This window comes from Undibacter mobilis, from assembly GCF_003367195.1.
GTDB classification, from domain to species: domain Bacteria; phylum Pseudomonadota; class Alphaproteobacteria; order Rhizobiales; family Xanthobacteraceae; genus Pseudolabrys; species Pseudolabrys mobilis.
Genome location: NZ_QRGO01000003.1, coordinates 306,302 through 332,059 on the forward strand (window position 1 = coordinate 306,302; position 25,758 = coordinate 332,059).

At 63.2% G+C, this 25,758-nt stretch carries 27 protein-coding genes; 20 read left to right on the forward strand and 7 right to left on the reverse strand.

Going from position 1 to position 25,758, the window contains the following annotated elements:
* Positions 1–55 precede the first annotated feature (55 nt).
* The 11 genes from glnA (at position 56) to DXH78_RS18945 (ending at position 12,630) form a co-directional block, all read left to right on the forward strand.
* Positions 56–1,465 (forward strand): type I glutamate--ammonia ligase, encoded by a 1,410-nt coding sequence (glnA, locus tag DXH78_RS18895; protein ID WP_115518812.1) that lies wholly within the window; start codon positions 56–58, stop codon positions 1,463–1,465.
* 619 nt (positions 1,466–2,084) lie between these two features.
* Positions 2,085–3,185 (forward strand): methionine ABC transporter ATP-binding protein, encoded by a 1,101-nt coding sequence (locus DXH78_RS18900; RefSeq protein WP_430727512.1) that lies wholly within the window; start codon positions 2,085–2,087, stop codon positions 3,183–3,185.
* Positions 3,175–3,843 carry a methionine ABC transporter permease gene (locus DXH78_RS18905; RefSeq protein WP_115518813.1) on the forward strand — a complete coding sequence of 223 codons (669 nt, stop codon included), beginning with the start codon at positions 3,175–3,177 and terminating at the stop codon, positions 3,841–3,843. Before DXH78_RS18900 ends, DXH78_RS18905 begins: the two co-directional genes overlap by 11 nt.
* A 20-nt stretch (positions 3,844–3,863) precedes the next feature.
* Positions 3,864–4,643, forward strand: a complete 780-nt coding sequence (locus tag DXH78_RS18910) for a MetQ/NlpA family ABC transporter substrate-binding protein (RefSeq protein ID WP_168192889.1) — start codon at positions 3,864–3,866, stop codon at positions 4,641–4,643.
* Positions 4,644–4,875: 232 nt separating this feature from the next.
* Complete coding sequence (locus tag DXH78_RS18915) at positions 4,876–5,874, forward strand: ABC transporter substrate-binding protein (RefSeq protein WP_115518815.1); 999 nt, start codon at positions 4,876–4,878, stop codon at positions 5,872–5,874.
* 43 nt (positions 5,875–5,917) lie between these two features.
* The gene (locus DXH78_RS18920; RefSeq protein WP_115518816.1) at positions 5,918–6,730 is read left to right on the forward strand and encodes an ABC transporter permease; all 813 of its coding nucleotides are present in this window, start codon (positions 5,918–5,920) and stop codon (positions 6,728–6,730) included.
* A 54-nt stretch (positions 6,731–6,784) separates the two neighbouring features.
* Positions 6,785–7,582: an ABC transporter permease gene (locus DXH78_RS18925; protein WP_115518934.1), complete on the forward strand. Its 798-nt coding sequence runs from the start codon at positions 6,785–6,787 to the stop codon at positions 7,580–7,582.
* Complete coding sequence (locus DXH78_RS18930) at positions 7,579–8,631, forward strand: ABC transporter ATP-binding protein (protein ID WP_115518817.1); 1,053 nt, start codon at positions 7,579–7,581, stop codon at positions 8,629–8,631. Before DXH78_RS18925 ends, DXH78_RS18930 begins: the two co-directional genes overlap by 4 nt.
* On the forward strand, positions 8,628–9,464 hold the full coding sequence (locus DXH78_RS18935) for a phosphodiesterase (protein WP_115518818.1): 837 nt from the start codon (positions 8,628–8,630) through the stop codon (positions 9,462–9,464). The genes DXH78_RS18930 and DXH78_RS18935 overlap by 4 nt, the downstream gene beginning before the upstream one ends.
* 107 nt (positions 9,465–9,571) lie before the next feature.
* Positions 9,572–11,557, forward strand: coding sequence for a PhoX family protein (locus DXH78_RS18940; protein ID WP_115518819.1), 1,986 nt, complete (start codon positions 9,572–9,574; stop codon positions 11,555–11,557).
* Between the two features lie 140 nt (positions 11,558–11,697).
* Positions 11,698–12,630, forward strand: coding sequence for a glutaminase (locus DXH78_RS18945; protein ID WP_283805645.1), 933 nt, complete (start codon positions 11,698–11,700; stop codon positions 12,628–12,630).
* 15 nt (positions 12,631–12,645) lie between these two features.
* Here the strand turns inward: DXH78_RS18945 and DXH78_RS18950 are convergent, their stop codons facing one another.
* A complete protein-coding gene (locus tag DXH78_RS18950) occupies positions 12,646–12,834 on the reverse strand; it encodes a DUF2735 domain-containing protein (RefSeq protein WP_115518821.1) in 189 nt (62 codons plus the stop codon).
* 489 nt (positions 12,835–13,323) lie between these two features.
* Here DXH78_RS18950 and DXH78_RS18955 point away from each other — a divergent pair, with 489 nt between their 5' ends.
* The 4 genes from DXH78_RS18955 to DXH78_RS18970 all read left to right on the forward strand — a co-directional run bounded on the left by DXH78_RS18955 (position 13,324) and on the right by DXH78_RS18970 (position 16,993).
* Entirely contained in the window at positions 13,324–14,361 is a 1,038-nt protein-coding gene (locus DXH78_RS18955; RefSeq protein ID WP_115518822.1) for a glutamine synthetase beta-grasp domain-containing protein, read from the forward strand.
* Positions 14,362–14,487: 126 nt separating this feature from the next.
* Complete coding sequence (locus tag DXH78_RS18960; protein ID WP_115518823.1) at positions 14,488–15,348, forward strand: class I SAM-dependent methyltransferase; 861 nt, start codon at positions 14,488–14,490, stop codon at positions 15,346–15,348.
* The gene (locus DXH78_RS18965; protein WP_115518824.1) at positions 15,348–16,259 is read left to right on the forward strand and encodes a class I SAM-dependent methyltransferase; all 912 of its coding nucleotides are present in this window, start codon (positions 15,348–15,350) and stop codon (positions 16,257–16,259) included. The genes DXH78_RS18960 and DXH78_RS18965 overlap by 1 nt, the downstream gene beginning before the upstream one ends.
* The gene (locus tag DXH78_RS18970; protein WP_115518825.1) at positions 16,256–16,993 is read left to right on the forward strand and encodes a pseudouridine synthase; all 738 of its coding nucleotides are present in this window, start codon (positions 16,256–16,258) and stop codon (positions 16,991–16,993) included. The genes DXH78_RS18965 and DXH78_RS18970 overlap by 4 nt, the downstream gene beginning before the upstream one ends.
* Positions 16,994–17,033: 40 nt before the next feature.
* Here DXH78_RS18970 and DXH78_RS18975 read toward each other — a convergent pair whose 3' ends face one another.
* The 6 genes from DXH78_RS18975 to DXH78_RS19000 form a co-directional block, all read right to left on the reverse strand.
* Positions 17,034–17,294, reverse strand: a complete 261-nt coding sequence (locus tag DXH78_RS18975; protein ID WP_115518826.1) for a hypothetical protein — start codon at positions 17,292–17,294, stop codon at positions 17,034–17,036.
* A gap of 53 nt (positions 17,295–17,347) precedes the next feature.
* Complete coding sequence (locus DXH78_RS18980) at positions 17,348–18,604, reverse strand: GGDEF domain-containing protein (RefSeq protein ID WP_115518827.1); 1,257 nt, start codon at positions 18,602–18,604, stop codon at positions 17,348–17,350.
* A 167-nt stretch (positions 18,605–18,771) separates the two neighbouring features.
* Positions 18,772–19,986: a GGDEF domain-containing protein gene (locus tag DXH78_RS18985; RefSeq protein ID WP_115518828.1), complete on the reverse strand. Its 1,215-nt coding sequence runs from the start codon at positions 19,984–19,986 to the stop codon at positions 18,772–18,774.
* 199 nt (positions 19,987–20,185) lie between these two features.
* Positions 20,186–20,662, reverse strand: coding sequence for a 30S ribosomal protein S9 (rpsI, locus tag DXH78_RS18990; RefSeq protein ID WP_115518829.1), 477 nt, complete (start codon positions 20,660–20,662; stop codon positions 20,186–20,188).
* Between the two features lie 2 nt (positions 20,663–20,664).
* Entirely contained in the window at positions 20,665–21,132 is a 468-nt protein-coding gene (gene rplM / locus DXH78_RS18995) for a 50S ribosomal protein L13 (protein ID WP_115518830.1), read from the reverse strand.
* A 167-nt stretch (positions 21,133–21,299) separates the two neighbouring features.
* A complete protein-coding gene (locus DXH78_RS19000; RefSeq protein WP_115518831.1) occupies positions 21,300–21,716 on the reverse strand; it encodes a PaaI family thioesterase in 417 nt (138 codons plus the stop codon).
* A 178-nt stretch (positions 21,717–21,894) separates the two neighbouring features.
* Here DXH78_RS19000 and DXH78_RS19005 point away from each other — a divergent pair, with 178 nt between their 5' ends.
* From DXH78_RS19005 to DXH78_RS19025, 5 genes are all read left to right on the forward strand, one after another.
* On the forward strand, positions 21,895–22,713 hold the full coding sequence (locus DXH78_RS19005; RefSeq protein ID WP_115518832.1) for an enoyl-CoA hydratase: 819 nt from the start codon (positions 21,895–21,897) through the stop codon (positions 22,711–22,713).
* Positions 22,714–22,764: 51 nt separating this feature from the next.
* The gene (locus tag DXH78_RS19010; protein WP_210209612.1) at positions 22,765–22,986 is read left to right on the forward strand and encodes a cysteine rich repeat-containing protein; all 222 of its coding nucleotides are present in this window, start codon (positions 22,765–22,767) and stop codon (positions 22,984–22,986) included.
* Positions 22,987–23,082: 96 nt separating this feature from the next.
* Positions 23,083–23,694: a pyridoxamine 5'-phosphate oxidase family protein gene (locus DXH78_RS19015; protein WP_115518833.1), complete on the forward strand. Its 612-nt coding sequence runs from the start codon at positions 23,083–23,085 to the stop codon at positions 23,692–23,694.
* Between the two features lie 68 nt (positions 23,695–23,762).
* Positions 23,763–24,305: a CoA-binding protein gene (locus DXH78_RS19020; RefSeq protein ID WP_115518834.1), complete on the forward strand. Its 543-nt coding sequence runs from the start codon at positions 23,763–23,765 to the stop codon at positions 24,303–24,305.
* Between the two features lie 159 nt (positions 24,306–24,464).
* Entirely contained in the window at positions 24,465–25,751 is a 1,287-nt protein-coding gene (locus DXH78_RS19025) for an O-acetylhomoserine aminocarboxypropyltransferase (protein ID WP_115518835.1), read from the forward strand.
* The last annotated feature ends 7 nt before the right edge of the window (positions 25,752–25,758 follow it).

The window sequence follows — 25,758 nt, forward strand, 5'->3', positions numbered from 1 at the left end:
TTGGCCAAATGTCGCGCCGAGATAGACCCAATCCAGCCAGGGGGAAACGCTACCCATGACGACAGCCAAGAATGTCATGAAGATGATCAAGGACAACGACGTCAAATACGTCGATTTCCGCTTCACCGATCCGCGCGGCAAGTGGCAGCACGTCACTTTCGACGTGTCGATGATCGAGGAAGACACCTTCGTTGAAGGCCAGATGTTCGACGGTTCGTCGATCGCCGGCTGGAAGGCGATCAATGAATCAGACATGAACCTGATGCCGGATCCGGCCACGGCCTGCATCGATCCGTTCTTTGCCGAGACCACCCTGGTCCTCGTTTGCGACGTCCTGGAGCCGACCACCGGCGAACCCTACAACCGCGATCCGCGCGGCATCGCCAAGAAGGCGGAAGCCCTCGTCAAATCGCAGGGCTACGGCGACACCATCTTCTTCGGCCCCGAAGCCGAGTTCTTCGTGTTCGACGACGTCAAGTACAAGGCCGATCCCTACAACACCGGCTTCAAGCTCGACTCCATCGAACTGCCGACCAACTCCGACACCGACTACGAAGGCGGCAATCTCGGCCACCGCATCGGCATCAAGAAGGGTTACTTCCCGGTGCCGCCGCAGGACTCCGCGCAGGACATGCGCTCTGAAATGTTGGGGGCCATGGCGCGCATGGGCGCCAAGGTCGAAAAGCACCACCACGAAGTCGCGTCCGCGCAGCACGAGCTCGGTCTCAAGTTCGCGCCGATGACCTTCATGGCCGACCACATGCAGATTTATAAATACTGCATCCAGCAGGTCGCGCAGATCTACGGCAAGACCGCGACTTTCATGCCGAAGCCGATCTACGGCGACAATGGCTCGGGCATGCACTGCCACCAGTCGATCTGGAAGGACGGCAAGCCGATGTTCGCCGGCGACAAGTATGCCGGTCTCTCGGACATGTGCCTGTCCTACATCGCCGGCGTCATCAAGCACGCCAAGGCGGTCAACGCCTTCACCAACCCGACGACGAACTCGTACAAGCGTCTGGTGCCGGGCTTCGAAGCGCCGGTGTTGCTCGCCTACTCGGCGCGCAACCGCTCCGCCTCCTGCCGCATTCCGTATACGGAAAGCCCGAAGGCCAAGCGCGTTGAAGTGCGCTTCCCCGATCCGCTGGCCAATCCGTACCTTTGCTTCGCCGCGCTGCTGATGGCCGGCCTCGACGGCGTCAAGAACAAGCTCCATCCCGGCGATGCGATGGACAAGGACCTGTACGATCTGCCGAAGGCCGAACTCAAGCAGATCCCGACCGTCTCGGGCAGCCTGCGTGAAGCGCTCGAGAGCCTCGACAAGGATCGCGACTTCCTCAAGGTCGGCGGCGTGTTCGATGACGACTTCATCGATAGCTACATCGAGCTGAAGATGACGGAAGTCATCCGCTTCGAGCACACCCCGCACCCGGTCGAGTTCGACATGTACTACTCGGCCTGACGGCCGTACGGCTCGCCGAAAACGGCCTCCGAACGCAATACAGGGCGCCTCCTTGCAACGAGGCGCCCCGTACTCTTCATCAAACAGTCCTCGCCATCAGGCAAACGCCGTTGGCGGGGACTTTTTGATTCTGCAGTCTGCCGGGCGCGCTTATCGCCCACAGCGACAGAGAAAAACGTTCGCTTCTCCAACCAAACCGGAATTCATTTCATCTCTTTCATCGTCCGGTTCGTTACGTGCTTTCTTATTTATGCAAGCGCCGTTGACGGAGCGCCGTGCCTGTGGCGATCTCACGGCCGGCAGCGCCGTTTGAATGTGAATTGCCGCCGAATTGCTGCCCCGGTGCAACGAGCCCGAGATGCCACTAAACGCCCAGCGCATGCTCTGTTGTCACGGCTGTAACGCCGTCACCTGCGCTTAAGGGCTTGGGCAGGCCGGCAGGCCCGCCTACCGTTTCACAGCCACGACGCAGACGGTCACATCGCGGGATCCGACCCGCGTTTGCCTGCATTCCAGATTCCGGGAATCCCTAATCACCATGAGCATGACAGCTGATTTATCGGGTAACCTGCTTCGTCCAGCCGCCTTGCACGGACGAGTGTCCGACTTTTCTACAGGTATATCCGCCGTGAACGACACCACCGCGCCGGCAGTGCAGTCGCAACAAGGCGCCCTCGCCGGCGAACTCATCAAATTCGATAACGTTCGCAAGGTCTTTCCAGCGCGCGGCACTGCGACTGAAGTGAGCGCGCTGCATGACGTATCGCTTTCCGTCCGTGCCGGGTCGGTCATGGGTGTCATTGGCCGCAGTGGCGCCGGCAAATCGACATTGATCCGTCTTGTCAACGGCCTCGACAAACCGACAGGCGGCCGCGTTCTGTTCGATGGCGTCGACGTCGGCGGGCTTACCGGTAGAGCGCTACGGCAAACACAGCGCCAGATCGGCATGATCTTCCAGCACTTCAATCTATTGTCGTCGCGCACCGCCTTCGACAATGTCGCATTGCCTCTCGAAATAGCCGGTGCCGATACCGCAACCATCGCCAAACGCGTCAACGCGCTGCTGGACTTGGTGGGCCTAGCCGACAAGCGCGACCGATATCCGAGCGAACTGTCCGGCGGCCAGAAACAGCGCGTCGGCATCGCACGCGCGCTGGCGACCGAACCGAAGGCGCTGCTGTCGGACGAAGCCACGTCGGCACTTGATCCGGAGACCACCCGCTCCATTCTCGATCTGCTCAAGACCGTCAATCGCGAACTCCGGCTTACCATCCTGCTCATCACCCATGAAATGTCGGTCGTACGCGCGATCGCGGATGAAGTCGTTGTGCTGGAAGGCGGCAGTGTCGTCGAACATAGCGACGTCTACGATATCTTCACGCAGCCCAGACATGCCGTAACCCACTCGTTTTTCGCCAATGACGCAGGGCGCCAACTGCCGGAGGACTTGAAAGCTAGGCTGCAGCCGTACGCCGCGCCCGGCGGACAAACCGTTGTCCGCATCGTCTTCCGCACAGCCTCCGCCGACGAGGCGGTGCTGTCGAAGCTGACACGCGTACTCAGCATCGACATCAATATCATCAGCGCCACGGTCGACACGCTGGCCGGCAAACCGTTCGGCTGGATCATCGCCAGCATCGCTAGTTCATCGACGTCGCAAGCCATCGCCTTCTTCGAACGCAACGGCGTCAGCACGGAGGTTCTCGGCCATGTCGCCTGAGATTATTCGTCTCATCTTCAGTTCGACGCTCGACACGCTTTATATGGTCGCGCTTGCCTTGAGTTTCGGCACGATTGTCGGCCTGCCTCTCGGCATTTTCCTGGCGACGGGCGGCGAGGATGAGTTGCTGGCGTTTCCGGCCGGCAAGGCGGTCCTCGGCATCATCGCCAATGCGACGCGGTCGACGCCGTTCATCATTCTCGTCGTCGCCATCATTCCCTTTACGCGGCTCGTCGCCGGCACGTCGATCGGCACCACCGCGGCCGTCGTTCCTTTAACGATCGCAGCGATCCCGTTTATCGCGCGCCTGATCGAAGCCGCGATCCGCGAAGTGGATTTCGGCCTCGTCGAAGCCGCCCGCGCCATGGGCGCCACGCCACTGCAGATCGTGCGCAAGGTCCTCATTCCCGAAGCGCTGCCCGGCATCGTCCTCGGCCTGACGCTGGCGGCCGTCAACCTCATCGGCTTTTCGGCCATCGTCGGCGTCGTCGGCGGCGGTGGCCTCGGCGATCTCGGCATCCGGTACGGCTACCAGCGCTTCATGCCCGACGTCATGGCCATTGTGGTGATCGTCCTGATCGTTCTCGTTCAGGGCGTGCAGTCGTTCGGTGATCGCCTGTCGCGCCGGCTCAACAAACGTCTTCGTCACTCGTCCTGATAATGCAAAGGAGAACCAGCATGCCCTTACGTCTCGTCCTGTCGGCCGCTATCGCGGCGGTCATCGGTGCCGGTGCCGCACAAGCAGAGACCATCAAGATCGGCGTCACGCCAGGCCCGCACGCCCAGGTGCTCGAGGTCGTCAAGCCGATCGCGGCCAAAAAGGGCCTCGACATCCAGATCATCGAATTCTCGGACTACGTTATTCCGAACACCGCACTGGACGCCGGTGAAATCCAGGCCAATTCGTTCCAGCATCAGCCCTATCTGGACAACCAGAAGAAGGATCGCGGCTTCAAGATTGAGAGCGTCGGCGCCACGCTGAACTTCCCGCTCGGCATCTACTCGAAAAAGCACAAGTCGTTCGCCGACGTGCCGGCCGGCGGCACCGTCGCCATCCAGAACGATCCGACCAATGGCGGGCGCTCGCTGCTGCTGCTGCAGGCTAACGGCATCATCAAGGTGAAGCCCGAAGCCGGCCTCAAGCCGAGCGTCGCCGACATCATTGACAATCCGAAGAAGCTGAAGATCATCGAAGTCGAGGCCGCGCAGGCCCCGCGCTCGCTCGACGACGTCGATGCCGCCTCGATCAACACCAACTACGCGACCCAGGCCGGCCTGACGCTCAACGACGCCATCCTCAAGGAGGACGCCAAGGGCCCCTATGTCAACGTCATCGCGGTGCGTTCGGTCGACAAGGACAAGCCTTGGGTGAAGACCCTGCTCGCTTCCTATCACACACCGGAAGTGAAGGCGTTCGTGCAAGAGAAGTTCAAAGGGGCCGTGCTGCCCAGCTGGTAAGCGCTCAACGATTGACGTTCGATACCGCCGTCGGCCGAAAACGGCCGGCGGCGGCAAGATCGCGAGCTGAACGCCCGCAGCAGCGCGCTATTTGTTCAGGCGTCCCCTCCGGGGCGCCTTTTCTTTTTGACGATGCCATCGGCCGCGTTTGCACCGTGGATAAGGAGGCGCGCTGTCATCAAAGCGCAATGGAAGCATGGCTTGTGAAGCCATCACCGCGAGGAGCACTTCCATGAAAAAGCTGATTGCCGCGCTTATCCTGACGGCGGCAACGATGGCGACGCCGGCGCAGGCCGCCGACGTCATTTGCTACAACTGCCCGCCGCAATGGGCCGATTGGGCAACCATGCTCAAGACGATCAAGGCCGATCTCGGCTTCGACATCCCGTTCGACAACAAGAACTCGGGTCAGTCGCTCTCGCAACTCATCGCCGAAAAGAACAACCCGGTGGCCGACATCGTCTACTACGGCGTCAACTTCGGCATGAAAGCGAAGGGCCTCGGTGTCGTGGAGGCCTACAAGCCCGCCGGCTCGGATCAGGTGCCCGCGGAACTGAAGGACGCTGACGGCGCCTGGACGACCATCCATTCCGGCACGCTCGGTCTGTTCGTCAACAAGGCGGCGCTCGGCGGCAAGCCCGTCCCCGCTTGCTGGAAGGACCTCCTCAAGCCCGAATATAAAGGCATGGTCGGCTATCTCGATCCGACGTCGGCGGCAGTCGGTTATGTCGGCGTTGCCGCCGTCAACAGTGCCCTGGGCGGCAACGAAACCAACTTCACGCCGGCGATCGACTTCTTCAAAGGCTTGAAGAAGAATGACGCCATCGTGCCCAAGCAGACGTCTTATGCGCGCGTCGTCTCCGGCGAAATTCCGATTCTGTTCGACTACGATTTCAACGCCTACCGCGCCAAATATACGGAGAAAGGCGACTTCGTTTTCGTCATTCCCTGCGAAGGCACCGTGGTGTTCCCCTATGTCGTCAGCCTGGTGAAAGGCTCGCCGAACCCGGAAAAGGCGAAGAAGGTGCTCGACTTCCTGCTCTCCGATAAGGGTCAGGCGATCTGGACCAACGCCTATCTTCGTCCGGCCCGCCCGATCGAACTGCCGGCAGCCGTCAAGGCTAAGTTCCTGCCCGACAGCGACTATGCCCGCGCCAAAAGCGTGAACTGGGAGAAGATGGAAGCGGCGCAGAAGGGCTTCACCGATCGTTATCTTGCTGAAGTGCAATGACGCAAAGACGGTGCCCCGCCTATAGCGGGGCACCGCTGTCTCAATGACGTCAAAAACCTTTATCCGGCTCTGCCTGATCCCCCTCGCGGCGATCGTCATCGCCTTTTTTCTGCTGCCGATCGCGCGGCTGATTGTAACCGGCGCCAATGGTCCGTCCGGTATTGGCGCCTACGCGGCTATTCTGGTCGAGCCGCGCTATCGCGCGACGCTGATCAACACTGTTCTGCTGGCGTCGGCGACAACCGCGGCGGCTTTGCTCGTCTCGACCATTGCCGCGTTGTTTCTCCAGCGCCACAGCTTTCCCGGCCGCTCGCTGCTCATCGCGCTGTTGACGTTTCCGTTGGCGCTGCCGGGCGTCGTCATTGGCTTCCTGATCATTCTGCTGGCCGGGCGGCAGGGGTTGATCGGCGAGGTCACGGCCTACGCCTTTGGCGAGAAATGGGTGTTTGCCTATTCCATGCAGGGGCTGTTTCTCGGCTATCTCTACTTCTCGATCCCGCGCGTCATTCTCACAGTCATGGCCGCGGTGGAAAAGCTCGATCCCGCACTTGAGGAAGCCGCACGCACGCTGGGCGCCTCGTCATGGGCCGTACATCGCGACGTTATCCTGCCGGCCTTGATGCCCACTTTCATCGCGTCGGGCGCGATCGCCTTTGCTACGGCCATGGGCGCCTTTGGGACCGCGTTCACGCTGGCAACCAATGTGAACGTGCTGCCGATGCTGATTTATACCGAGTTCACGCTGTCAGCGAACATCGCGATGGCGGCGGCGCTATCAGTGGGACTGGGACTCGTGACATGGGCCGCGCTGGCGCTCGCGCGCTCCGCCGGCGGCACTGTTGCGGCCGCGGGTTAGCACATGGCCATGACGCCGAGCCGCCTTCGAACCTTCGTCCAACGGCCGCATGTGCTGCGGGCACGGCTGCTGTTTTCCGCACAACTGGCGTTCACGATGCTGCTGGCCGCCTTCCTGATTGTTCCGGCGGCGCTGTCAATGCTCGCTGGCATCACCGAGAACTATTTTATTGGCGTGCGCTCCGGTCTCACATTGCGATGGCTGTGGCAGGTCTGGGAGCTGTATGCCGATACAATCTTGCGATCCTTCATCGTCGCTATCGCCACACTGATCGTAACCATCGTCATCGGGCTGCCGGCCGCCTATGCGCTGCACCGGCGCGGCGACCGCATGGCCCGGGCGATCGAGGAGATCATCACTTTGCCGCTCGCCATTCCGGGGCTGGCCATCGCGCTCGCCTTGCTGCTCAGCTATGGCGGGTTCAGCGACTTCCGGCGCTCATGGCTGTTCATCCTTGTCGGCCATGTCATCTTCACGCTGCCCTTCATGGTCCGGTCGATCATGGCTGTCCTCGCCTCGGTCAATGTCAATCTGCTCGACGAAGGAGCGGCCTCGCTCGGCGCGTCGCCCTGGCAGCGCTTTCGTGACGTCATCGTCCCGAATGTGAAGCCCGGCCTGCTCGCCGGCTCGCTGATGGTGGTAACGCTGTCGCTCGGCGAATTCAATCTCACCTGGATGCTGCACACGCCGCTGACCAAGACGCTGCCCGTCGGCCTCGCCGACAGCTACGCCTCGATGCGGCTTGAAGTGGCATCCGCCTACACCTTGGTCTTTTTCGTGATGATCATCCCCCTGCTCGTCGCCATGCAGTTCATGGCCGCGCGCGGCGGCCTCGCAGGGAGCAGCCGATGACGGCACATGGGGTTGCCATTCATCTTGAGAACTGCGGCAAGACTTTTGCTAACGGCGCCCGCGCGCTCGAGCCTACGACGCTTCATATCGAGCGCGGCGAGACGGTTGTCTTCCTGGGCCCGTCCGGCTGCGGCAAGACGACGATGCTGCGCATCATCGCCGGCCTCGAGACGCCGGACGCCGGCGGCCGCGTACGCTTTGGCGACGAAGACGTCACCGATACGCCCATCGAACGGCGCAATGTCGGCATGGTGTTCCAGTCCTATGCGCTGTTCCCGAACATGAACGTGGCCGAAAACATCGGTTACGGATTGAAAATCCGCGGTGTCGGCGCCGTCGAGCGGGCAAAGCGCGTCGCAGAATTGGTCAAACTGACTCACATTGAAGGCCTTGAAGGCCGCTCGATCGATCAGCTATCGGGCGGCCAGCGTCAGCGTGTGGCGCTGGCGCGTGCCGTCGCGGCGCGCCCCCGCGTGTTGCTGCTCGACGAACCGCTGACCGCTCTGGACGCGCTGTTGCGCGAGCGGCTGCGCGGTGAGCTCAACAGCCTGCTGCGCGAACTGGGCATCACGTCGGTCTACGTCACACACGATCAGGCCGAAGCCATGACGCTGGGTGACCGCATCGTCGTCATGAGCAAGGGTGCCATCGCCCAGATCGGAACGCCGCGCGATATCTACCTCACGCCGGCAAACCGCTATGTGGCGGAATTCGTCGGCGCGGCCAATGTTGTCGAGGCCGCGTGCCGCGACGGCGGCCTGATCCTGCCGGGCGGCATCTTGCCCATCGCAGGCGCCACACCGGGACCAGCCATTGCGATGATCAGACCAGAGTCATGGTCGATTGTTCCGGCGGACGCTGCCACGCTGACCGGTCGCGTCGAAACCGTAATCTTCGTCGGCGATCGCCAACGGGTGAGCATCGCCGGCGCGGCCGCCAAGCCGATCCTGGTCGATGCGCCGAACGGACTCATCATCGCGCCGGGCGACGTTGTCGGCTTGACGGCGCCTCCGGACGCGATCCGCATCCTGCCTGGAAGCCCGTCATGACATCGCCGATCCTTATCGCTCAAATCTCCGACCTGCATATCAAAATCCCCGGCGCGCTGGCTTACGGCAAGGTGGATACCCCAGCGGCTTTGGCGCGTTGCATTGAGACGCTGAACGGTCTGTCGCCACGTCCCGATCTCGTCGTTATATCCGGCGACCTTGCCGATACGCCGACGGACGAGGAATACGCGCACCTCAACGCCCTGCTGGCGCGGCTGACGCTTCCCTTCGTTGTCGTTCCGGGCAATCACGATGACCGGACGCTTATGCGCCGCGCCCTGGCCGGCCAAAGTTTCGCCTCGGCGACTGGCCCGCTCAACACGCTGCGGGCCGTCGGTGACGTCGATATCCTCGCCGCGGATTCAAGCGTTCCCGGCCAGCCTCATGGTCTTCTGGACGACGATACCATGTCCTGGCTCGATGACACGCTGCAGGCATCTGATACGCGGCCGGCGATGTTGTTTCTGCACCATCCGCCATTCCTGACCGGGATCGGCCATATGGATGTGCAAAACCTCCGGAACGCCGACCGGCTCGCGGTGCTGCTCGACCGTCATCCGCGCGTGCGCCTGATTGCCGCCGGCCATGTGCATCGCGCCACGCTCACGACTTTCGCAGGCCGTCAGGCCACGATCTGCCCGGCCCCCAACCACGCCGTGGCGCTGGATCTCGACGCGCACTGGCCGCCGGCCTTCGTGATCGAACCGCCGGCCTTTCATCTGCATGTCTGGTCGGCGGGCAGCGGCTTCGGCACCATCGTGACGCACACTGTACCCATCGGCCAATTTGACGGGCCGCATCCCTTCTTCGGCGCCGACGGAAAGTTGCTCTAACACGCCCCGGCAGCCCCCCGTTGCCCGGTCCGGCCGTTGTCACCGACGGGTCATTTCTGCTCTTTAGACTGCCTCGAAATGATCGGTGGCAGAGCCGGGAGACGGATATGAGCGACACGATGCAGACGCGCGCGCAGGCCTTCGAAGATGCGGAAAATGCAGGCAGTAACCCGAGCGACAACGCCAGCATTGGCGATCTCATCGCCGCGCGTTACCATCGCCGCGACATCCTCAAGGGCGCGCTCGGCGTCGCCGCCATCGCCGCGACCGTCAGCCCGCTCGCGCTCGCCGCGTCGCAGAAGGCGCATGCCGCCGTTACCGGCTTCAAGTTCGACGAAGTCGCAGCCGGTGTCGATGAACGTCACCACGTTGCCGCGGGCTACGATGCCGACATTCTGATCCGCTGGGGCGATGCCGTCACGCCCGGTGCGCCGGCCTTCGATCCAGCGCAGCAGAGCGCCTCGGCGCAGAAGCAGCAGTTCGGCTACAACAACGATTACATCGGCTATCTGCCGATGCCCGGCGCCGCCAATCCGTCGGCGCACGGCCTCCTCGTCGTCAATCACGAATACACCAACGAGGAGCTGATGTTCTCCGGCATCGGCGAGCAGGACACCAAGGAAGCCGCCTTCGCCAAGATGACGAAGGACCTCGTCGACATCGAGAAAGCCGCGCATGGTGGCGCGGTAATCGAGATCAGGCGTGATAACGGCAAATGGTCGGTGGTGCCGAATTCGAAATATGCCCGCCGCATCGACGCCGACACCGTCATGGAAATCACAGGCCCCGCGGCGGGCAGCGAGCGGCTGAAAACCAAGGCGGATCCGAGCGGCCGCCGCGTGCTCGGCATGTTGAACAACTGCGCCGGCGGCGTTACGCCCTGGGGCACATGGCTATCCTGCGAAGAGAACTTCAACGGCTATTTCTGGGGCAAGCTCGCCGACAACGATCCGCAGGCCACCGCTTTCAAGCGCTACGGCGTGCCCAGCAATTGGTATGCCTGGGGCAAGTTCGAGGACCGCTTCGACGTCAACAAGGAGCCCAACGAAGCCAACCGTTTCGGCTGGGTGGTGGAGATCGATCCGTTCGATCCCAATTCGACGCCGAAGAAGCGCACCGCGATGGGCCGCTTCAAGCATGAAGGCGCTGCCGGCATTCTCAACAAGGACAACCGCTATGTCGTCTATCAGGGCGACGACGAGCGTTTCGACTATGTCTACAAGTTCGTCACCGCAGGCCGCTTCGATCCGGCCAATGCCGCCGCCAATCGCGATCTGCTCGATGCCGGCACCCTATTTGTCGCGAAATACAATGCCGACGGCAGCGGCGAGTGGATGCCGCTCACGTTTGGCCAGGGCCCTCTTACCGCTGCGAACGGTTTCAAGGATCAGGCCGACGTTCTGATCGAAACGCGCCGCGCCTCCGACCTGCTCGGCGCCACCAAGATGGACCGGCCCGAGGATGCCGAAGTCAATCCGGTGACGCAGAAGGTCTACGTCATGCTGACCAACAACACGCGGCGTAAGCCCGATCAGGTCGACGCTGCCAATCCGCGGGCCGACAACAAGTTCGGTCACGTCATTGAAATGACGCCGGTCGACGGCGATCACGCCGCAACGAAATTCACCTGGGAGATATTGCTCAAGTGTGGCGATCCGTCGGTCGCCGAAGTCGGCGCCACGTTTTCCTCCGCCACCACCAAAGACGGCTGGTTCGGCATGCCGGACAACTGCGCGGTCGACGCCGACGGTAGGCTTTGGATCTCGACGGACGGCAATTCCGACAAGGCGACCGGCCGTGCCGACGGCCTGTGGGCAATCGAAACCGCAGGTGAAGCCCGCGCGACCTCGAAACTGTTCTTCCGCTGCCCAGCCGGCGCCGAGATGTGCGGGCCGATGTTCACGCCCGATGTCGAGACCTTGTTCCTCGCCGTTCAGCACCCTGGTGACGACGGGCCACAGTGGAAAGCTTTCGGCCGCGCCTCGACCTTCGACGATCCCTCGACGCGCTGGCCGGACTTCAAGCCCGGCATGCCACCTCGCCCGTCGGTGGTGGTGATCACGCGCACCGGCGGCGGCAAGATCGCGAGCTGAACGCCCCCGGCGTCCAGCCGACGGTGCCGCACGGATTTGTCCAAAGATCGCATTGACCTCCTCCCCCAAAATCGGACACTCACGAGCGATCCAATCCCGGTCCCCCTGCTCGTCGCAGGCGGCCTCAACACGAGCGCTCCGTGCCCCAAAACCTCAGCGAGGTCGTCACCGAAATCGCCGACGAAATGAAACAGCGTCCCGACCGCGGCGAGGTGGCGCATTACATTCCCGAACTTGCCAATGTCGATCCGCAGCATTTCGGCATCGCCGTGGTCGGCGTCGACGGGACGGTGGCGACCGGCGGTGATTTCGACCTGCCGTTTTCGATCCAGAGCGTGTCGAAGGTGTTCACGCTGACATTGGCGCTCGGCAAGGTCGGCGACCGACTGTGGAGCCGCGTCGGCCGCGAGCCCTCAGGCAGCGCCTTCAACTCGATCGTGCAGCTCGAATACGAGAAGGGAATCCCGCGCAATCCCTTCATCAATCCCGGCGCCATTGCCGTGACCGATCTGATCCTGTCGGGTCATCAGCCCCGCGAGGCGCTCGGCGAAATCCTGCGTTTCATCAGGTTTCTCGCCGATGACCCGGCGATCGTTATCGACGAGAAGGTTGCCGCCTCCGAGCAGCGCACCGGTTTCCGCAACGCCGCGCTGGCCAATTACATGAAGTCCTTCGGCGTGCTCGACAACGCCGTCGAGATGACGCTCGGCGTCTATTTCCACCAATGCGCCATTGCGATGTCGTGCCTCCAGCTCGCCAAAGCCGGGCTGTTTCTGGCGATGTCCGGGCGCAATCCGATCACCGGCCATCAGGTCATCCAGGCCGAGCGGGCACGGCGCATCAACGCCGTGATGATGACCTGCGGGCACTACGATGGCTCGGGGGAATTCGCCTACCGCGTCGGCCTGCCCGGCAAGAGCGGCGTCGGCGGCGGCATTCTGTGCATCGCGCCGGGCAAGGCCTCGATCGCGGTCTGGGCGCCGGGGCTCGATGCCGCCGGCAACTCACATCTAGGCCGCGTGGCGCTGGAAGCGCTCACCAAACGCATGGGCTGGTCGATCTTCGGCGCTTAGTGCCGAAGCCGTCGGTCAGTTCTTGCGCGGCTTGTCGGCCGCCTCGCGGATGGCCTCGTCGTGATACCAGCTGCTGCCGTAGCTGATGGTCGGCATATCGGCGAAACGGGCCATTTCGGGTGAGCGGCGGGGCGCCAGACCGGCGCGGCCACCCACGGGAAACTGGTAGATCCTCGCCGTCTCGCGCGGAGCGTTCGTAGGCATTGTGTGGTCTCTCCTCTGATCAAGCGCTTCCCGGCGCCACGCTCAGATCGGTTGTTCTGGGAACAACGCAACAACTCACATAGGGTTCTATATCAGAAATTGGATTCCCTTTGGGCACCTTGCCCTCAAAAAATCAGCATTTGCTCAATATTTGCGCACATGAGAGCATGCCCTCCGGCAAGGCACAATGCTGACGGAACAACGCTTTTTCCCATTTCGGTTGCCGCATCTTTGTTCTTCTGCACTGCAACCGCCTAAGAAATCGGCTGATTTTGACCGAGCCCCGCGCCCTATAAACGCCGGTGGGGACAAGGTCCTCGCCCGGGCCGCCTCCGGGACCAGTTGGCACAGAAAATGCTAATTAGAAGGCGGTCGTTGAGGCCGGGTATGCCTTGACCGGCTCCGTCCGCCGTCCCACGGCGGAGGTTCTTGAAACGAGGCTCCTCACACTTACGGCGCCGCCGGCGCCATCAGAATGAGAGATACGCAATGACAAAGTACAAGCTCGAGTACATCTGGCTCGATGGCTACACGCCGGTCCCGAACCTGCGTGGCAAGACACAGATCAAAGAATTTTCTTCGTTCCCGACGCTGGCCGAGCTGCCGCTCTGGGGCTTCGACGGCTCCTCAACGATGCAGGCCGAAGGCCACTCGTCGGATTGCGTGCTCAAGCCGGTTGCGGTGTTCCCCGATGGCGCCCGCAAAAACGGCGTGCTGGTGATGTGCGAAGTGATGATGCCGGATGGCGTGACGCCGCATGTCTCGAACAAGCGCGCCACCATCCTCGACGACCCCGGCGCCTGGTTCGGCTTCGAGCAGGAATACTTCTTCTACAAGGACGGCCGTCCGCTCGGCTTCCCGGAGCATGGCTATCCCGCGCCGCAGGGCCCCTATTACACCGGCGTCGGCTACTCGAATGTCGGTTCGGTCGCCCGCAAGATCGTCGAGGAGCACCTTGAGCTGTGCCTCGAGGCCGGCATCAACCACGAAGGCATCAACGCCGAAGTGGCCAAGGGCCAGTGGGAATTCCAGATCTTCGGCAAGGGTTCCAAGACCGCGGCCGACCAGATGTGGGTCGCCCGCTACCTGATGATGCGCCTTTGCGAATCCTACGGCATCGACATCGAATGGCACTGCAAGCCGCTCGGCGACACCGACTGGAACGGCTCGGGCATGCACGCCAACTTCTCGACCGAGTACATGCGTACGGTCGGCGGCAAGGCTTATTTCGAAGCCATGATGAAGGCCTTCGAAAAGAACTGGAAAGAGCACATCGACGTTTACGGCCCGGACAACGACAAGCGTCTGACCGGCAAGCACGAGACCGCGCCGTGGAACAAGTTCTCCTATGGCGTGGCCGACCGCGGCGCTTCGATCCGCGTGCCGCACTCCTTCGTGAAGGGCGACCTCTACCGCGGTTACCTCGAAGACCGCCGCCCGAACTCGCAAGGGGACCCCTACCAGATCGCTTCGCAGATCCTGAAGACCATCTCGGAAGTGCCGGTCTCCAAGTCCGCGGCGGCCTAAGCCTTCCAGCGTTTCCTCCCAAGGAAGCACTCCGGGCGTCCCCTCTCTGGGGGCGCCCTTTTTTATTGGCAAAGGGCCCGGATACGGACGCTGGCAACGGCGCGCTGGCGCCGCTAGATAGGCGGCATGAGCCAGCCGACGAAGCCTGCCAAAGCTGCCCCCAAGCCCGCCGCCACCGAAAGCGACTGGACCAAGCTCTGGCCGAGCGCCGCGCCTAGAAAGTCTGAGCCGCTCCTCAAGGCGCTGCACATTCTGACCCGCGACAGCGCCCTGAACGCGGATTCGCGGCGCAAGCTCACCCAGGTCCTGCACCTCACCCAGCTTCTCAAGCCGGCCATCGAGACGATGCTGAAGGAGAGCGACGATCCGATCCTCGCCGATCTCGGCGCCGGCAAGTCCTATCTCGGCTTCATCCTCTATGACCTCCTCATCGGTCCAGCCGGCAAGGGCCGCGTCATCGGCGTCGAGACCCGGGAAAAGCTGGTCGAGACCTCACGACAGCTTGCCACGCAATCGGGCTTCGGCCGTCTGGATTTCATCACCGCGCCGATTGCCGAAGCCAACCTGCCCGGTGGAAAAGCCGACATGGTCACGGCGCTGCATGCCTGCGACACCGCAACCGACGACGCCATTCGTTTCGCGCTGCGCCACGAAGCCAAATGGGTGGCGCTGGTGCCGTGCTGTCAGGCCGAAGTGGCGCGGCTGCTCGACGGCCACCCAGGACCGATGCGCCAGTTGTGGCGACATCCGATCCAGCGCCGCGAGTTCGGCGCGCACCTCACCAATGTCATTCGCGGTCTGGTGCTCGAGGCGCACGGCTACAAGGTGCGCGTCACCGAATTCACCGGGCTCGAGCACACCATGAAGAACGAACTGATCCTCGCCGAGCGGCATCAGCTCTCGAATGCGCAGGCGCGCGGCGAGCTCAATCGCCTGATCGACCAGATCGGCGTAAAGCCCGCTTTGCTCGATGTGATGGCGGCGTGATGACGGCGACTGGTGTCTACGGCTCGCCGCCGGCCGACCTTGCCGAGGTCGCGCACGACGCCATCCAGTTTTCGCCGCTGATGCCCGGCGCCGCGTCGCTGGACCGGCTGCCGGAAGGCTCGCTCGAGGCGATGACCCTGCTCGCTCCACCGGGCACCATCGAGCGCCGCTATGCGTTGGCGCTGGCGCTACGCGCGCTCAAGAATAGCGCGCCGCTGACCGCGCTGGCGCCGAACGATCGGGGCGGCACGCGGCTACGCAAGGAGCTCGCAGCATTCGGGCTCGACGTTCAGGAAACGTCAAAACGTCATCACCGCATTGTCACCGCGACAAAGGCGGCCGGCATTGACGGCGTCATCGCCCAGGTCATCGCCGATGGCGGGCCGCGCTTCGACGACGAGATCGCGCTCTGGACCCAGCCGGGCGTGTTCAGTTGGGACCGGCTCGATCCCGGCACTCACATGCTGATCGAGCACCTGCCGGCGCTGACCGGCCGCGGCGCCGATTTCGGCTGCGGCATCGGCATTCTGGCGCGCGCGGTGCTGGCGTCCGATGCGGTGACCGAGCTGACCTTGGTCGATATCGACCGCCGCGCCATCGAATGCGCCGAACACAATCTCGACACGCCGCGCGCCAAATTTCTCTGGGCCGATTTGCGCGATCCGCATCCCGATCTCGCCAATCTCGACTTCGTCGTGATGAATGCGCCGTTCCACGACGCCGGCCAGGAAGACAAAGGGCTGGCGCAGGCTTTCGTCAAACGCGCGCATGAGAGCCTGCGCAAGGGCGGCGTCTGCGTTATGGTGGCGAACCGCCACCTCCCCTATGAGGCCGTGTTGAAATCGCTGTTCAAGGCGGTGACGCCGGTGATCGAGGACGGCGGCTACAAGATCTACGAGGCGCGCAAATGACCAAGCCGCCGGCAACATTGCGGCTCGACCGCCTCTTGTCCAATCTCGGTTACGGCTCGCGCCGCGAGGTGCAGGACCTGATCGAGGCCGGCTATGTCCTGCTCGATGGCGAAGCCGTCATCGACGCCGATGAGAAGATTGCGGTCACGCCTGATCTGCCGTCGCGCATGACCGTCGAGGGCGAGCCGCTCGATCCGCCGCCGGGCCTCGTGCTGATGATGAACAAGCCCGTGGGCGTCACCTGCTCGCACAAGGAACAAGGCCCGCTGGTCTACAGCCTGCTGCCCGAGCGCTGGCGCGCGCGCAATCCCGCGATCTCCACCGTCGGCCGTCTCGACAAGGAAACGTCCGGCCTGTTGCTGCTGACCGATGACGGCGTGCTGCTGCACCGGATCATCTCGCCCAAAGCCAATGTCGCCAAACGCTACGACGTCACGCTCGACCGGCCGCTCCGCGGCGACGAAAAGGCGCTGTTCGCGGCCGGCACCTTGATGCTCGAAGGCGAAGAGAAACCGCTATTGCCGGCGGTGTTCGAAGCGGCGTCCGACAAGCGCGCCCTCGTCACCATCACTGAAGGTCGTTATCATCAGGTGCGGCGTATGTTCGCGGCGATCGGCAATCACGTCGTCGCCTTGCGGCGCGACCGCGTCGGTGCGCTGGCCCTGCCCGACGATCTCGCGCCCGGCGCATACCGAATCCTCAGCGAAGCAGAATTGATGCAGGTGTTCTCGTAGCCCGGGTGCGCTGCCCCGGCTTTCGCTGCGCTCAGCGGAGCTACAGAAGCTGAAGCGTGAAGAAAATCACCGCAAGTCCCGCGGCAATCCCGGCCGCGGCGGTCAGCATCTGCCGGCGCTGGCGCTTGGGCCCGTAGAGTCCCGCGGCGCGGCGCTCGGCAATCAGGGCCGCATCATATTCGGCCGAGGTCGAATACTCGCATCCCCAGGCAGAACCGGCGTGCTGCGCGCGCAGCTCGAGGGACAGCGGGGTCTCGGCGGCCGGACCGTGGTGCAGGATGCGATGGGACAGACTCGACATAGAGTCATGGTAGCGCCCGCAGGGTTAACGAATTTTTACCCTGACGGCGCGGCCTACCCCGCCGCAGCGGGCGCAGCTTTGGGACGACGGCCGGCCCATTTGCTCTTGACCGCCTCTGGCCTGGCGCGCGCCGCCCAGCGGGCACGCGCAGGCTCGCTGCCCGGCTCTTCATCGGCGCAGATGTAGCGATTGCGGCCGCCGTTCTTGGCCCGGTACAGCGCCTCGTCGGCGCGCAGCAGCAGCGAGTCGAGGGTCGTCTCGGCCTTGTAGGTGGTCGCCAGCCCGGTGCTGACCGTCGCGCCAATGGCGATGTTGTCGATCGTCACGCCGGCGGCCTGGAAGTTCACGCGCAGGCGTTCGGCAACGATGCAGGCGTCTTCCGCCGCTTCCGGCACCATGGCGACGAATTCCTCGCCGCCGAGCCGGCCGACGACATCGGTGGCGCGCGTCGATTCCTGCAACACTTTGGCGAAGACCTTGAGCGCGCTGTCGCCAACCGCATGGCCGAAGCGGTCATTGATCGACTTGAACCGGTCGAGATCGAACATCAGCAGTGTCACCGGCTCGCCGCGCGAGCTCTGGCTTGCATGCATCGACGTCGCCGCCTCCAGAAAGGCACCGCGATTGAGGAGCCCGGTCAGATGATCGGTGGTGGCGATCTTGCGGTAGAAATGGACGTGGCGGTCTTTCACCATCAGCAGCACGATGAAGGCCGTGCCGACGGTATAGATCAGGGCTTCGACCGCAAACACGGCCTGCCAGCGCGTCGCGAAAGCGTCCGGAAAGAAATAGCGCAGCGCCAATGGCAATAGAAAGATGCTGGCATGCAGAAGCGGCACCGCGATCGTCGCCGTGCGTGAGTACAGCGAGCGGCGGCGCTCGCGCGACAATTCGAACGCCATGCCGAACGTGTAGATGGCGACGATGAGGACGCCGAACGCCACCCGCTGCGGGCTGCCGTCTTCCATGTCGTGCAGCGGGCTGCTCAGAACCCAGGCGATAGCGCCCGCGAAGGACACCAGCGGCCACATCCGGCGGCCATAGAACAGGCGCAAGCCGTTCCAGAACATGCCGCAGGCCACGAAGATCATGGCCTCGGCCAGGACCGACGGCACCTTGATGAATTGATCCGGTGCGCCCCACAGCATGATTGCGGCGGCGCCGATCAGATAGGCCGACCCCCACCAGGCCAGCGCGCCGATGTCGCGCTGCTTGACCCAGTTGGCGATGAGGAACACCCCGAGAAAAACCGCCAGGCAGACCGTGGCGAAGATGAGTGTCGGAAAATCGAGAACGACCGTGTGGTGCATGATCTCAAATGTCGTGGCTAACGTGCGTTCATGCCTTCAGCGTGAACGGACGATAACGTTTGAGATGATGCGAAAGATTTGACGTCGCTGCCGCGCTTTGAGGCAACAACGGTTCGAATTGTCGTCAAATGAATCGAAAGCCGCGCCGGCGGCGGGCAAAAGCCGCCTTAAGCGGTCGCCGGCATCTGGCGCCAGGTGCGCCGCTCGCCGCTCTCGGCCGGCATCACGCTGACGCCGTCCGCCGCACCCGCCACGCGATTCCGGCCCTTGGCCTTGGCACGATAAAGGGCGCGGTCGGCAGCTGCCATCAGTGCCTCGAGCGTCTTGGTCGTGTCGTTCTCGATTGCCACACCGACACTGACTGTCGGCACGATCTCGGCCGCCTGCCCGGCTGCGGCGAATGCCAGACGCACCTGTTCGCCAATGGCAAGGGCTTCGCCGAGACCCGCAACGCGCATCACGGCACCGAACTCCTCGCCGCCGATGCGGCCGAACAAGGCCTCCGGGCCCAGCGCGCGGGTCGCCGCCGCGGCAAAGCTCACGAGCACCGCGTCGCCGGCAGCGTGACCGAGCCGGTCGTTGATGGCCTTGAAGTGATCGAGGTCGAACAGCATCACGGCCAGGGCGACACCGTCAGCCCGCGGCTGCGCGGCCAGCCGCTCGGCGCCGGTGAGGAAGGCGCGGCGGTTGGACACGCCGGTCAGAGGATCGACCATCGAGGCAGTCAGGTGGCGCAGCTCGGTGCGTTCCTTGGTCATGTTGAGCAGCAGAAAAGCCACGACCACCGAAAACAACAGCGTGGCGAAGGACAACAACGGATAGAGCGCGCTGGCCGTGAATTGATATTCACCGGCCGGCTGCGGCACCAACAGCGTGACCGGCACGCGCATGAGCATCACGGCGCCGTACACAAACAGGGTGATGGCCGCCGGCCACCGCGACAGCAGCGGCTCGGAGCGGCCACGCCAGACCTCGTAGGCAGCGGCTAAAGCGATGAGCGCCGACAGGATCGACACCGTCACGGTTCGCAAATTGATGTCGAAGCGGATGTCGGGAACGGCGCAGGCCGCGAGCCAGAGCAGCGGCGCCACGGCGACCATTGCCACGCGCGCCGGACGGCCGTCGAACTGGCGCGCGCCAACCCAGACCAGCCCGATACCGACCAGCACCACCACATTCGCGAACTGGATTGACAGCCAATCGGGCACCATACCGCGCATGGCGACCAGCGCCACGCCGAGCGCGCACAGCACGAAGGCCCCGCCCCACGTCATGAGAGCGCGCACCGCGCGGTTCTGCAATCCCGCAAAGACGAGCAAAGCGCCAAGCAGCGCCGTGACGAAGACCGTCACAATCGCCAAAGTCGGAATATCCAGCCGCATCGAATCCACCACATCTAGTCAGTGCTGAATTTAGGCGTTCGACGGTATTAACCCAGTTACCGACCACCACTTTTGTGCGCGGCAGGATTGCCGATGTGTAAATGCCACCACAGGAATACGGGGCGATGTCGAACACTTTGGTCACAAAAAAAAGAGCGCGCCGAAGCGCGCTCTTTGAAATTGTTCGATTGCGCTTTGTTTAGCGCTTCGAGAACTGGAACGAACGACGGGCCTTGGCCTTGCCGTACTTCTTGCGCTCGACCACGCGGCTGTCGCGGGTTAGGAACCCACCGCGCTTAAGGATCGAGCGGAGATCCGGTTCGAAGTAGGTCAGCGCCTTGGCGATACCGTGACGCACGGCACCGGCCTGGCCCGACAGACCGCCACCCGACACGGTGCAGACCACGTCGAACTGAGTCGCGCGGTTGGCGGCGACCAGCGGCTGGTTGATCATCATGCGCAGCACCGGACGGGCGAAGAACACTTCGATCGTGCGGGTGTTGACGGTGATCTTGCCGGAACCCGGCTTGATCCAGACGCGGGCGACGGCGTTCTTGCGCTTGCCGGTGGCATAGGCGCGGCCCTGCTTGTCGACCTTCTTCTCATAACGAGGAGCGTCGGGCGCGGCGGCCTTGAGCTGCGACAGGCCTTCCATTGACTGTACGGTCTCGGCCACGATCAGGCACTCCTCACGTTCTTGCGGTTCATCGCGGCAACATCGAGCGTTTCCGGCTTCTGCGCCTCATGCGGATGTTCGGCGCCCGGATAGACGCGGAGATTGCCGAACTGCACGCGACCCAGCGGCCCGCGCGGCAGCATGCGCTGCACGGCCTTCTCGACGACGCGCTCGGGGAACTTGCCGTCCATGATCTGCTTGGCCGTGCGTTCCTTGATGCCGCCGATGTAACCGGTGTGGTGGTGATAGACCTTCTGCTCGCGCTTGCGGCCGGTGAACACGGCCTTCGACGCGTTGATGACGATGATGTTGTCGCCGTCATCGATATGGGGGGTGTAGCTGGCCTTGTGCTTGCCGCGCAGGCGCAGGGCAACGATCGTCGCGAGACGGCCGATGACGAGCCCGGAGGCGTCGATCAACAGCCACTTCTTCTCGACGTCGGCGCTTTTGACCGACTGGGTGGTCTTCATGACAAATCCCGAAGAGTGAAAAATCCAAGGAAAAAGGCGCGGAATGAACCGCGCCAGCTTGGGCAGGTGTGTAGACGAGCGGCCTGCGACCGTCAACGCCTCGGCTCGATTATTTTTGTCGTATTTTCAATAGCTTATGAGATTGGTATTTTGGCACCATCAGCTAATCACTTCTGGACCGGCAGCGAATAGGTCGAGGTGACATGGGCCACCGGCTCAGATTCGCCATCCGAATAGAGGGTGACCTCCCCCACCGCCAGCCGTTTGCCGACCTTCATCAGCCGCGCCTCGGCGATCAGGTCGGCCGCCGCCGGCTTGCGCAGGAAGTTGATGTTGAGATTGGTCGTCACCGCCAGCGGCTGCGGCCCGGCAGCGGAAAACACCGCGACATACATGGCGAAATCGGCCAGTTCCATCATCGTCGGCCCGGACACCGTGCCGCCGGGGCGCAGATGGTCCTCGTGAAAGGCCTTGCGGATACGGACGTCGCCGTAGTTGGCGCGCTCGATGGTCAGCCCGCAACCCGGATAGAAGGCCTGCGGAAACTCCTTCTCCAGCAGCGCGCCGATCGCCTCAATGGTCATTACGGATGAGCGCACGTCCCTGCCCCTTCACGTCTGTCAGTTAGGGCACCGTTCTAGTGGGGCTGCGACCCGCTCTCAAGCGCCGCCACCCGATCCCTATCTTCAGGACGGCTCCGCCGTCTTTGCACGCCGCCCTGCGCACGACTATGTTTCGACCGTAACCGGAAACTGCAAACGCATGAACATCGAAACCGCCCGCGACATCGACAAGACCGTGCTGCTGATCGAGCGCGATGGCCCCGTTGCGATCCTCACGCTCAACCGGCCGCAGGCCCGCAACTCGTTATCCGAAGCGCTGCTGATCGCTCTGTCGGAAGCCTGGACGGCGATGGCCGCCGACACCTCGATCCGCGCCGTGGTGCTGACCGCCAACGGTCCCGCTTTCTGCGCCGGCCATGATCTGAAAGAACTCACGGCCCGCCGCAGCGACGCGGACGGCGGCCGCGCCTATTTCCACCAGATCATGACGATCTGCAGCGGCATGATGCAGCAGATCGTCAACCTGCCGAAGCCGGTGATTGCCGCCGTGCAGGGTGTCGCCACCGCGGCCGGCTGCCAGCTGGTGGCGAGCTGCGATCTCGCTATTGCTTCAGAGGCGGCGAAATTCGCTACCCCCGGCGTTGATATCGGCCTGTTCTGCTCGACACCGATGGTCGCCCTCTCCCGCAATGTGCCACGCAAGCAGGCTATGGAAATGCTGCTCACCGGTGACATGGTGCCGGCGCAGCGCGCCGCTGACATCGGCCTCGTCAACCGCATGGTGCCGGCGGGCCAGGAGCGCGCCGAGGCCATTGCGCTCGCCAAGCAGATCGCGGCGAAATCGGCCTACACGCTGAAGGTCGGCAAGGAAGCTTTCTACCGCCAGGCCGAGATGAGTCTCGCAGCGGCGTATTCTTATGCTTCGGAAGTGATGACCGAAAACATGATGGCACGCGACGCCGAAGAAGGCATCTGCGCGTTCATCGAGAAACGTCCGCCGACCTGGGAAGACAAATAGCTTTTAAAGTCGCGACCAAGAACACTTCATCCTCGAACGGGAGAACTGCCGATGATCCGCATTGCCCTTGCCGCTTTCGTTGCCGTTGCCGCCGTATCCGCCGCGTCGGCGCAGGAGTTCAGCGCCGAGCAGCGCGCCGCTTGCAAGTCCGACTACGACCAGTTCTGCAAGGGCACCATGCCGGGTGGCGGCCGTGTGCTCGCCTGTCTGTCCAAGAACAACGACAAGCTGTCGGCGGCCTGCAAGAAGGTCGTGGCTGACGCGAAGAAGTAACCGCCGTTCACGGCGGCTTGATCCGGGCCACCCTTTGCGTCGCCGCCCGTCGTGCCTAATTATGGCACCCTTGCGCGACCAAAGGGCGGCCTTTCCATGAACAATGCCTCCATCGTTTTCACCCCGGCGGCGCAACAGGCGCAGGCCGAGCGCGGTTCGGCACGGGCCTATGCGCAGCGCGTCGCCGAGGGCTTTCCCGACACGGTGACGCCGGAGCTGGCCGCTTTCATCGCCGAGCAGGACACCGCCTTCCTGGCCACCGCGACCAAGGAGGGCGCACCTTACATTCAGCATCGCGGCGGGCCGAAGGGCTTCATCAAGGTCGTCGACGACAAGACGCTGGGATTTGCCGACTATCGCGGCAACCGCCAATACATCACGCTCGCCAACCTGAGTGAGAACGACCGCGCCTATCTGTTCCTGCTCGATCCGGCGCGGCGCCAGCGCATCAAGCTGTGGGGCCGCGCCCGCGTCGTCGAAAACGATGCCGCCCTGGTCGAGCGCCTGTTCGACGCCGCCTACAAGGCCAAGCCCGAGCGTGCCATCCTGTTCTCGATCGAAGCCTGGGACGTGAACTGCTCGCAGCACATCGTCACCCGCTTTACCGAGGCGGAAATCGCCGAGGCGATGGGCGGCGTCACCCGCAAGATCGCCGAGCTGGAAGCCGAGAATGCGCGGCTCCGTTCACTATTGGCGGTGGGCCGGTAAAACGGGTAATGGTTTCGTCGTTCCGGGTTGGGCGCATTCGCGCCATCCTGGAATGACCGGTGAATGAAATGAACCACGACTCCTATCCCGACACTTACATCCGCGGCATCCTCAACACCGTGAAGACCGTTGCCATGGTCGGCTTCTCGCCGAACGCGGTGCGGCCGAGCTATTTCGTCTTCAAGTATCTCACGGAGCGCGGCTTCAAGGTGATCCCGATCAATCCGGGCCATGCGGGCAAGGAGTTTCTCGGTCAGACGTGCTACGCCTCGCTCGCCGAGGTGCCCGAGCCGATCGACATGGTCGATATCTTCCGCGCGCCGCAGTTCGTCACGCCGGTCGTCGAGGAAGCGCTCAAACTGACGCCGAAGCCGCGCGTCATCTGGATGCAGCTCACCATCCGCAATGACGAAGCCGCGGCTTTGGCAGAGGCTGCGGGACTCAAGGTGGTCATGGATCGCTGCCCGAAGATCGAATACGGCCGGCTTTCCTCCGAAATCTCCTGGATGGGCATCAACTCGCGCACCTTGTCGAACAAGCGCGCGCAGAATCTGGGTGGTGGCTTTCAGCGCATGGGCCTCGGCGAGGCCGGCGAGAAAAAGAACGACTGAGAACGCGGCCGGCACGGAAACGATTTTTCGCCGATATACCGCGATATAGGCATTTTGCCCCGGTCAATGGGCCGCCTTGACGCCCGGCCCATCGCCCCCGTTTAATCCCGCCCCATTCGCCGGCCGATCCGCCGGCACCTCCGTTACAAGGAAGCTCCCATGGCCGACGCCGAACGCACCCCCGGATTTGACACGCTGGCCATTCACGCCGGCGCCAAGCCCGACCCCACCACCGGCGCGCGCGCCACTCCGATCTATCAGACCGCGTCCTACGTGTTCGACGACGTCGATCACGCCGCCTCGCTGTTCGGCCTGCAGGCCTTCGGCAACATCTACACCCGCATCGGCAACCCGACCTGCGCCGTGCTTGAGGAGCGCGTCGCCGCACTCGAGGGCGGCACCGCCGCTTTGGCGGTGGCTTCCGGCCACGCCGCGCAGGTCATCGTCATGCAGACGCTGCTGATGCCGGGCGACGAGTTCGTCGCCTCCAAGAAGCTCTATGGCGGCTCGATCAACCAGTTCAATCACGCCTTCAAGAGCTTCGGCTGGAACGTCGTGTGGGCCGACCCGGACGATATATCGTCCTTCGAGCGCGCCATCACGCCGAAGACCAAGGCGATCTTCGTCGAGTCGATCGCCAATCCCGGCGGCACCGTGACCGATCTCGAGCCGATCGGGGCGATTGCCCGCAAGGCCGGCATTCCCTTCATCGTCGACAACACCCTGGCCTCGCCCTATCTGTGCAAGCCGATCGAATACGGCGCCGACATTGTCGTCCATTCGCTGACCAAGTTCCTCGGCGGCCACGGCAACTCGATTGGCGGCATCATCGTCGACGCCGGCACCTTCAACTGGTCGCGCGACAAGAAGTATCCGATGCTGTGCGAGCCGCGCCCGGAATATGCCGGTATCGTGTTGCACGAGACCTTCGGCAATTTCGCTTTTGCGATCGCCTGCCGCGTGCTCGGCCTGCGCGATCTTGGGCCCGCGCTGTCGCCGTTCAATGCCTTCCTGATCTCGACCGGCATCGAAACGCTGCCGCTGCGCATGCAACGTCATTGTGACAACGCGCTGGCGGTTGCCGAATTCCTGTCGAAGCACCCGAACGTGGCCTGGGTCAGCTATGGCAGCCTGCCCGGCGACAAGTACAATACGCTGGCCAAGAAATACGTGCCGAAGGGTTGCGGCGCGGTGATGACGGTCGGCCTCAAGGGCGGCTATGAAGCCGGCGTCAAGCTGGTGTCGAACGTCAAGCTGTTCTCGCATCTTGCCAATATCGGCGACACCAAATCACTGATCATTCATCCCGCCTCGACCACGCACCGTCAGCTCTCCGATCAGCAGAAGATCGCGGCCGGCGCCGGTCCGGACGTTGTGCGCCTGTCCATCGGCATCGAAGACAAGGCCGACATCATCGCCGACCTCGATCAGGGATTGCGCGGTTAAAGAAGGT

Bases quoted from the DNA above. Each gene is read 5' to 3' on its own strand.
- DXH78_RS18985 (WP_115518828.1), bottom strand. From the start codon at position 19,986: ATGCGGCTGGATATTCCGACTTTGGCGATTGTGACGGTCTTCGTCACG.
- DXH78_RS18975 (WP_115518826.1), bottom strand. From the start codon at position 17,294: ATGTCGAGTCTGTCCCATCGCATCCTGCACCACGGTCCGGCCGCCGAG.
- DXH78_RS18915 (WP_115518815.1), top strand. From the start codon at position 4,876: ATGAAAAAGCTGATTGCCGCGCTTATCCTGACGGCGGCAACGATGGCG.
- DXH78_RS19010 (WP_210209612.1), top strand. From the start codon at position 22,765: ATGATCCGCATTGCCCTTGCCGCTTTCGTTGCCGTTGCCGCCGTATCC.
- DXH78_RS18960 (WP_115518823.1), top strand. From the start codon at position 14,488: ATGAGCCAGCCGACGAAGCCTGCCAAAGCTGCCCCCAAGCCCGCCGCC.
- DXH78_RS18970 (WP_115518825.1), top strand. From the start codon at position 16,256: ATGACCAAGCCGCCGGCAACATTGCGGCTCGACCGCCTCTTGTCCAAT.
- DXH78_RS18910 (WP_168192889.1), top strand. From the start codon at position 3,864: ATGCCCTTACGTCTCGTCCTGTCGGCCGCTATCGCGGCGGTCATCGGT.
- DXH78_RS18935 (WP_115518818.1), top strand. From the start codon at position 8,628: ATGACATCGCCGATCCTTATCGCTCAAATCTCCGACCTGCATATCAAA.
- DXH78_RS18980 (WP_115518827.1), bottom strand. From the start codon at position 18,604: ATGCACCACACGGTCGTTCTCGATTTTCCGACACTCATCTTCGCCACG.
- DXH78_RS18920 (WP_115518816.1), top strand. From the start codon at position 5,918: ATGACGTCAAAAACCTTTATCCGGCTCTGCCTGATCCCCCTCGCGGCG.
- DXH78_RS19000 (WP_115518831.1), bottom strand. From the start codon at position 21,716: ATGACCATTGAGGCGATCGGCGCGCTGCTGGAGAAGGAGTTTCCGCAG.
- DXH78_RS19015 (WP_115518833.1), top strand. From the start codon at position 23,083: ATGAACAATGCCTCCATCGTTTTCACCCCGGCGGCGCAACAGGCGCAG.
- glnA (WP_115518812.1), top strand. From the start codon at position 56: ATGACGACAGCCAAGAATGTCATGAAGATGATCAAGGACAACGACGTC.
- DXH78_RS18965 (WP_115518824.1), top strand. From the start codon at position 15,348: ATGACGGCGACTGGTGTCTACGGCTCGCCGCCGGCCGACCTTGCCGAG.
- DXH78_RS18950 (WP_115518821.1), bottom strand. From the start codon at position 12,834: ATGCCTACGAACGCTCCGCGCGAGACGGCGAGGATCTACCAGTTTCCC.
- DXH78_RS18940 (WP_115518819.1), top strand. From the start codon at position 9,572: ATGAGCGACACGATGCAGACGCGCGCGCAGGCCTTCGAAGATGCGGAA.
- DXH78_RS18930 (WP_115518817.1), top strand. From the start codon at position 7,579: ATGACGGCACATGGGGTTGCCATTCATCTTGAGAACTGCGGCAAGACT.
- DXH78_RS18955 (WP_115518822.1), top strand. From the start codon at position 13,324: ATGACAAAGTACAAGCTCGAGTACATCTGGCTCGATGGCTACACGCCG.
- DXH78_RS18905 (WP_115518813.1), top strand. From the start codon at position 3,175: ATGTCGCCTGAGATTATTCGTCTCATCTTCAGTTCGACGCTCGACACG.
- DXH78_RS19005 (WP_115518832.1), top strand. From the start codon at position 21,895: ATGAACATCGAAACCGCCCGCGACATCGACAAGACCGTGCTGCTGATC.
- DXH78_RS19025 (WP_115518835.1), top strand. From the start codon at position 24,465: ATGGCCGACGCCGAACGCACCCCCGGATTTGACACGCTGGCCATTCAC.
- DXH78_RS19020 (WP_115518834.1), top strand. From the start codon at position 23,763: ATGAACCACGACTCCTATCCCGACACTTACATCCGCGGCATCCTCAAC.
- rplM (WP_115518830.1), bottom strand. From the start codon at position 21,132: ATGAAGACCACCCAGTCGGTCAAAAGCGCCGACGTCGAGAAGAAGTGG.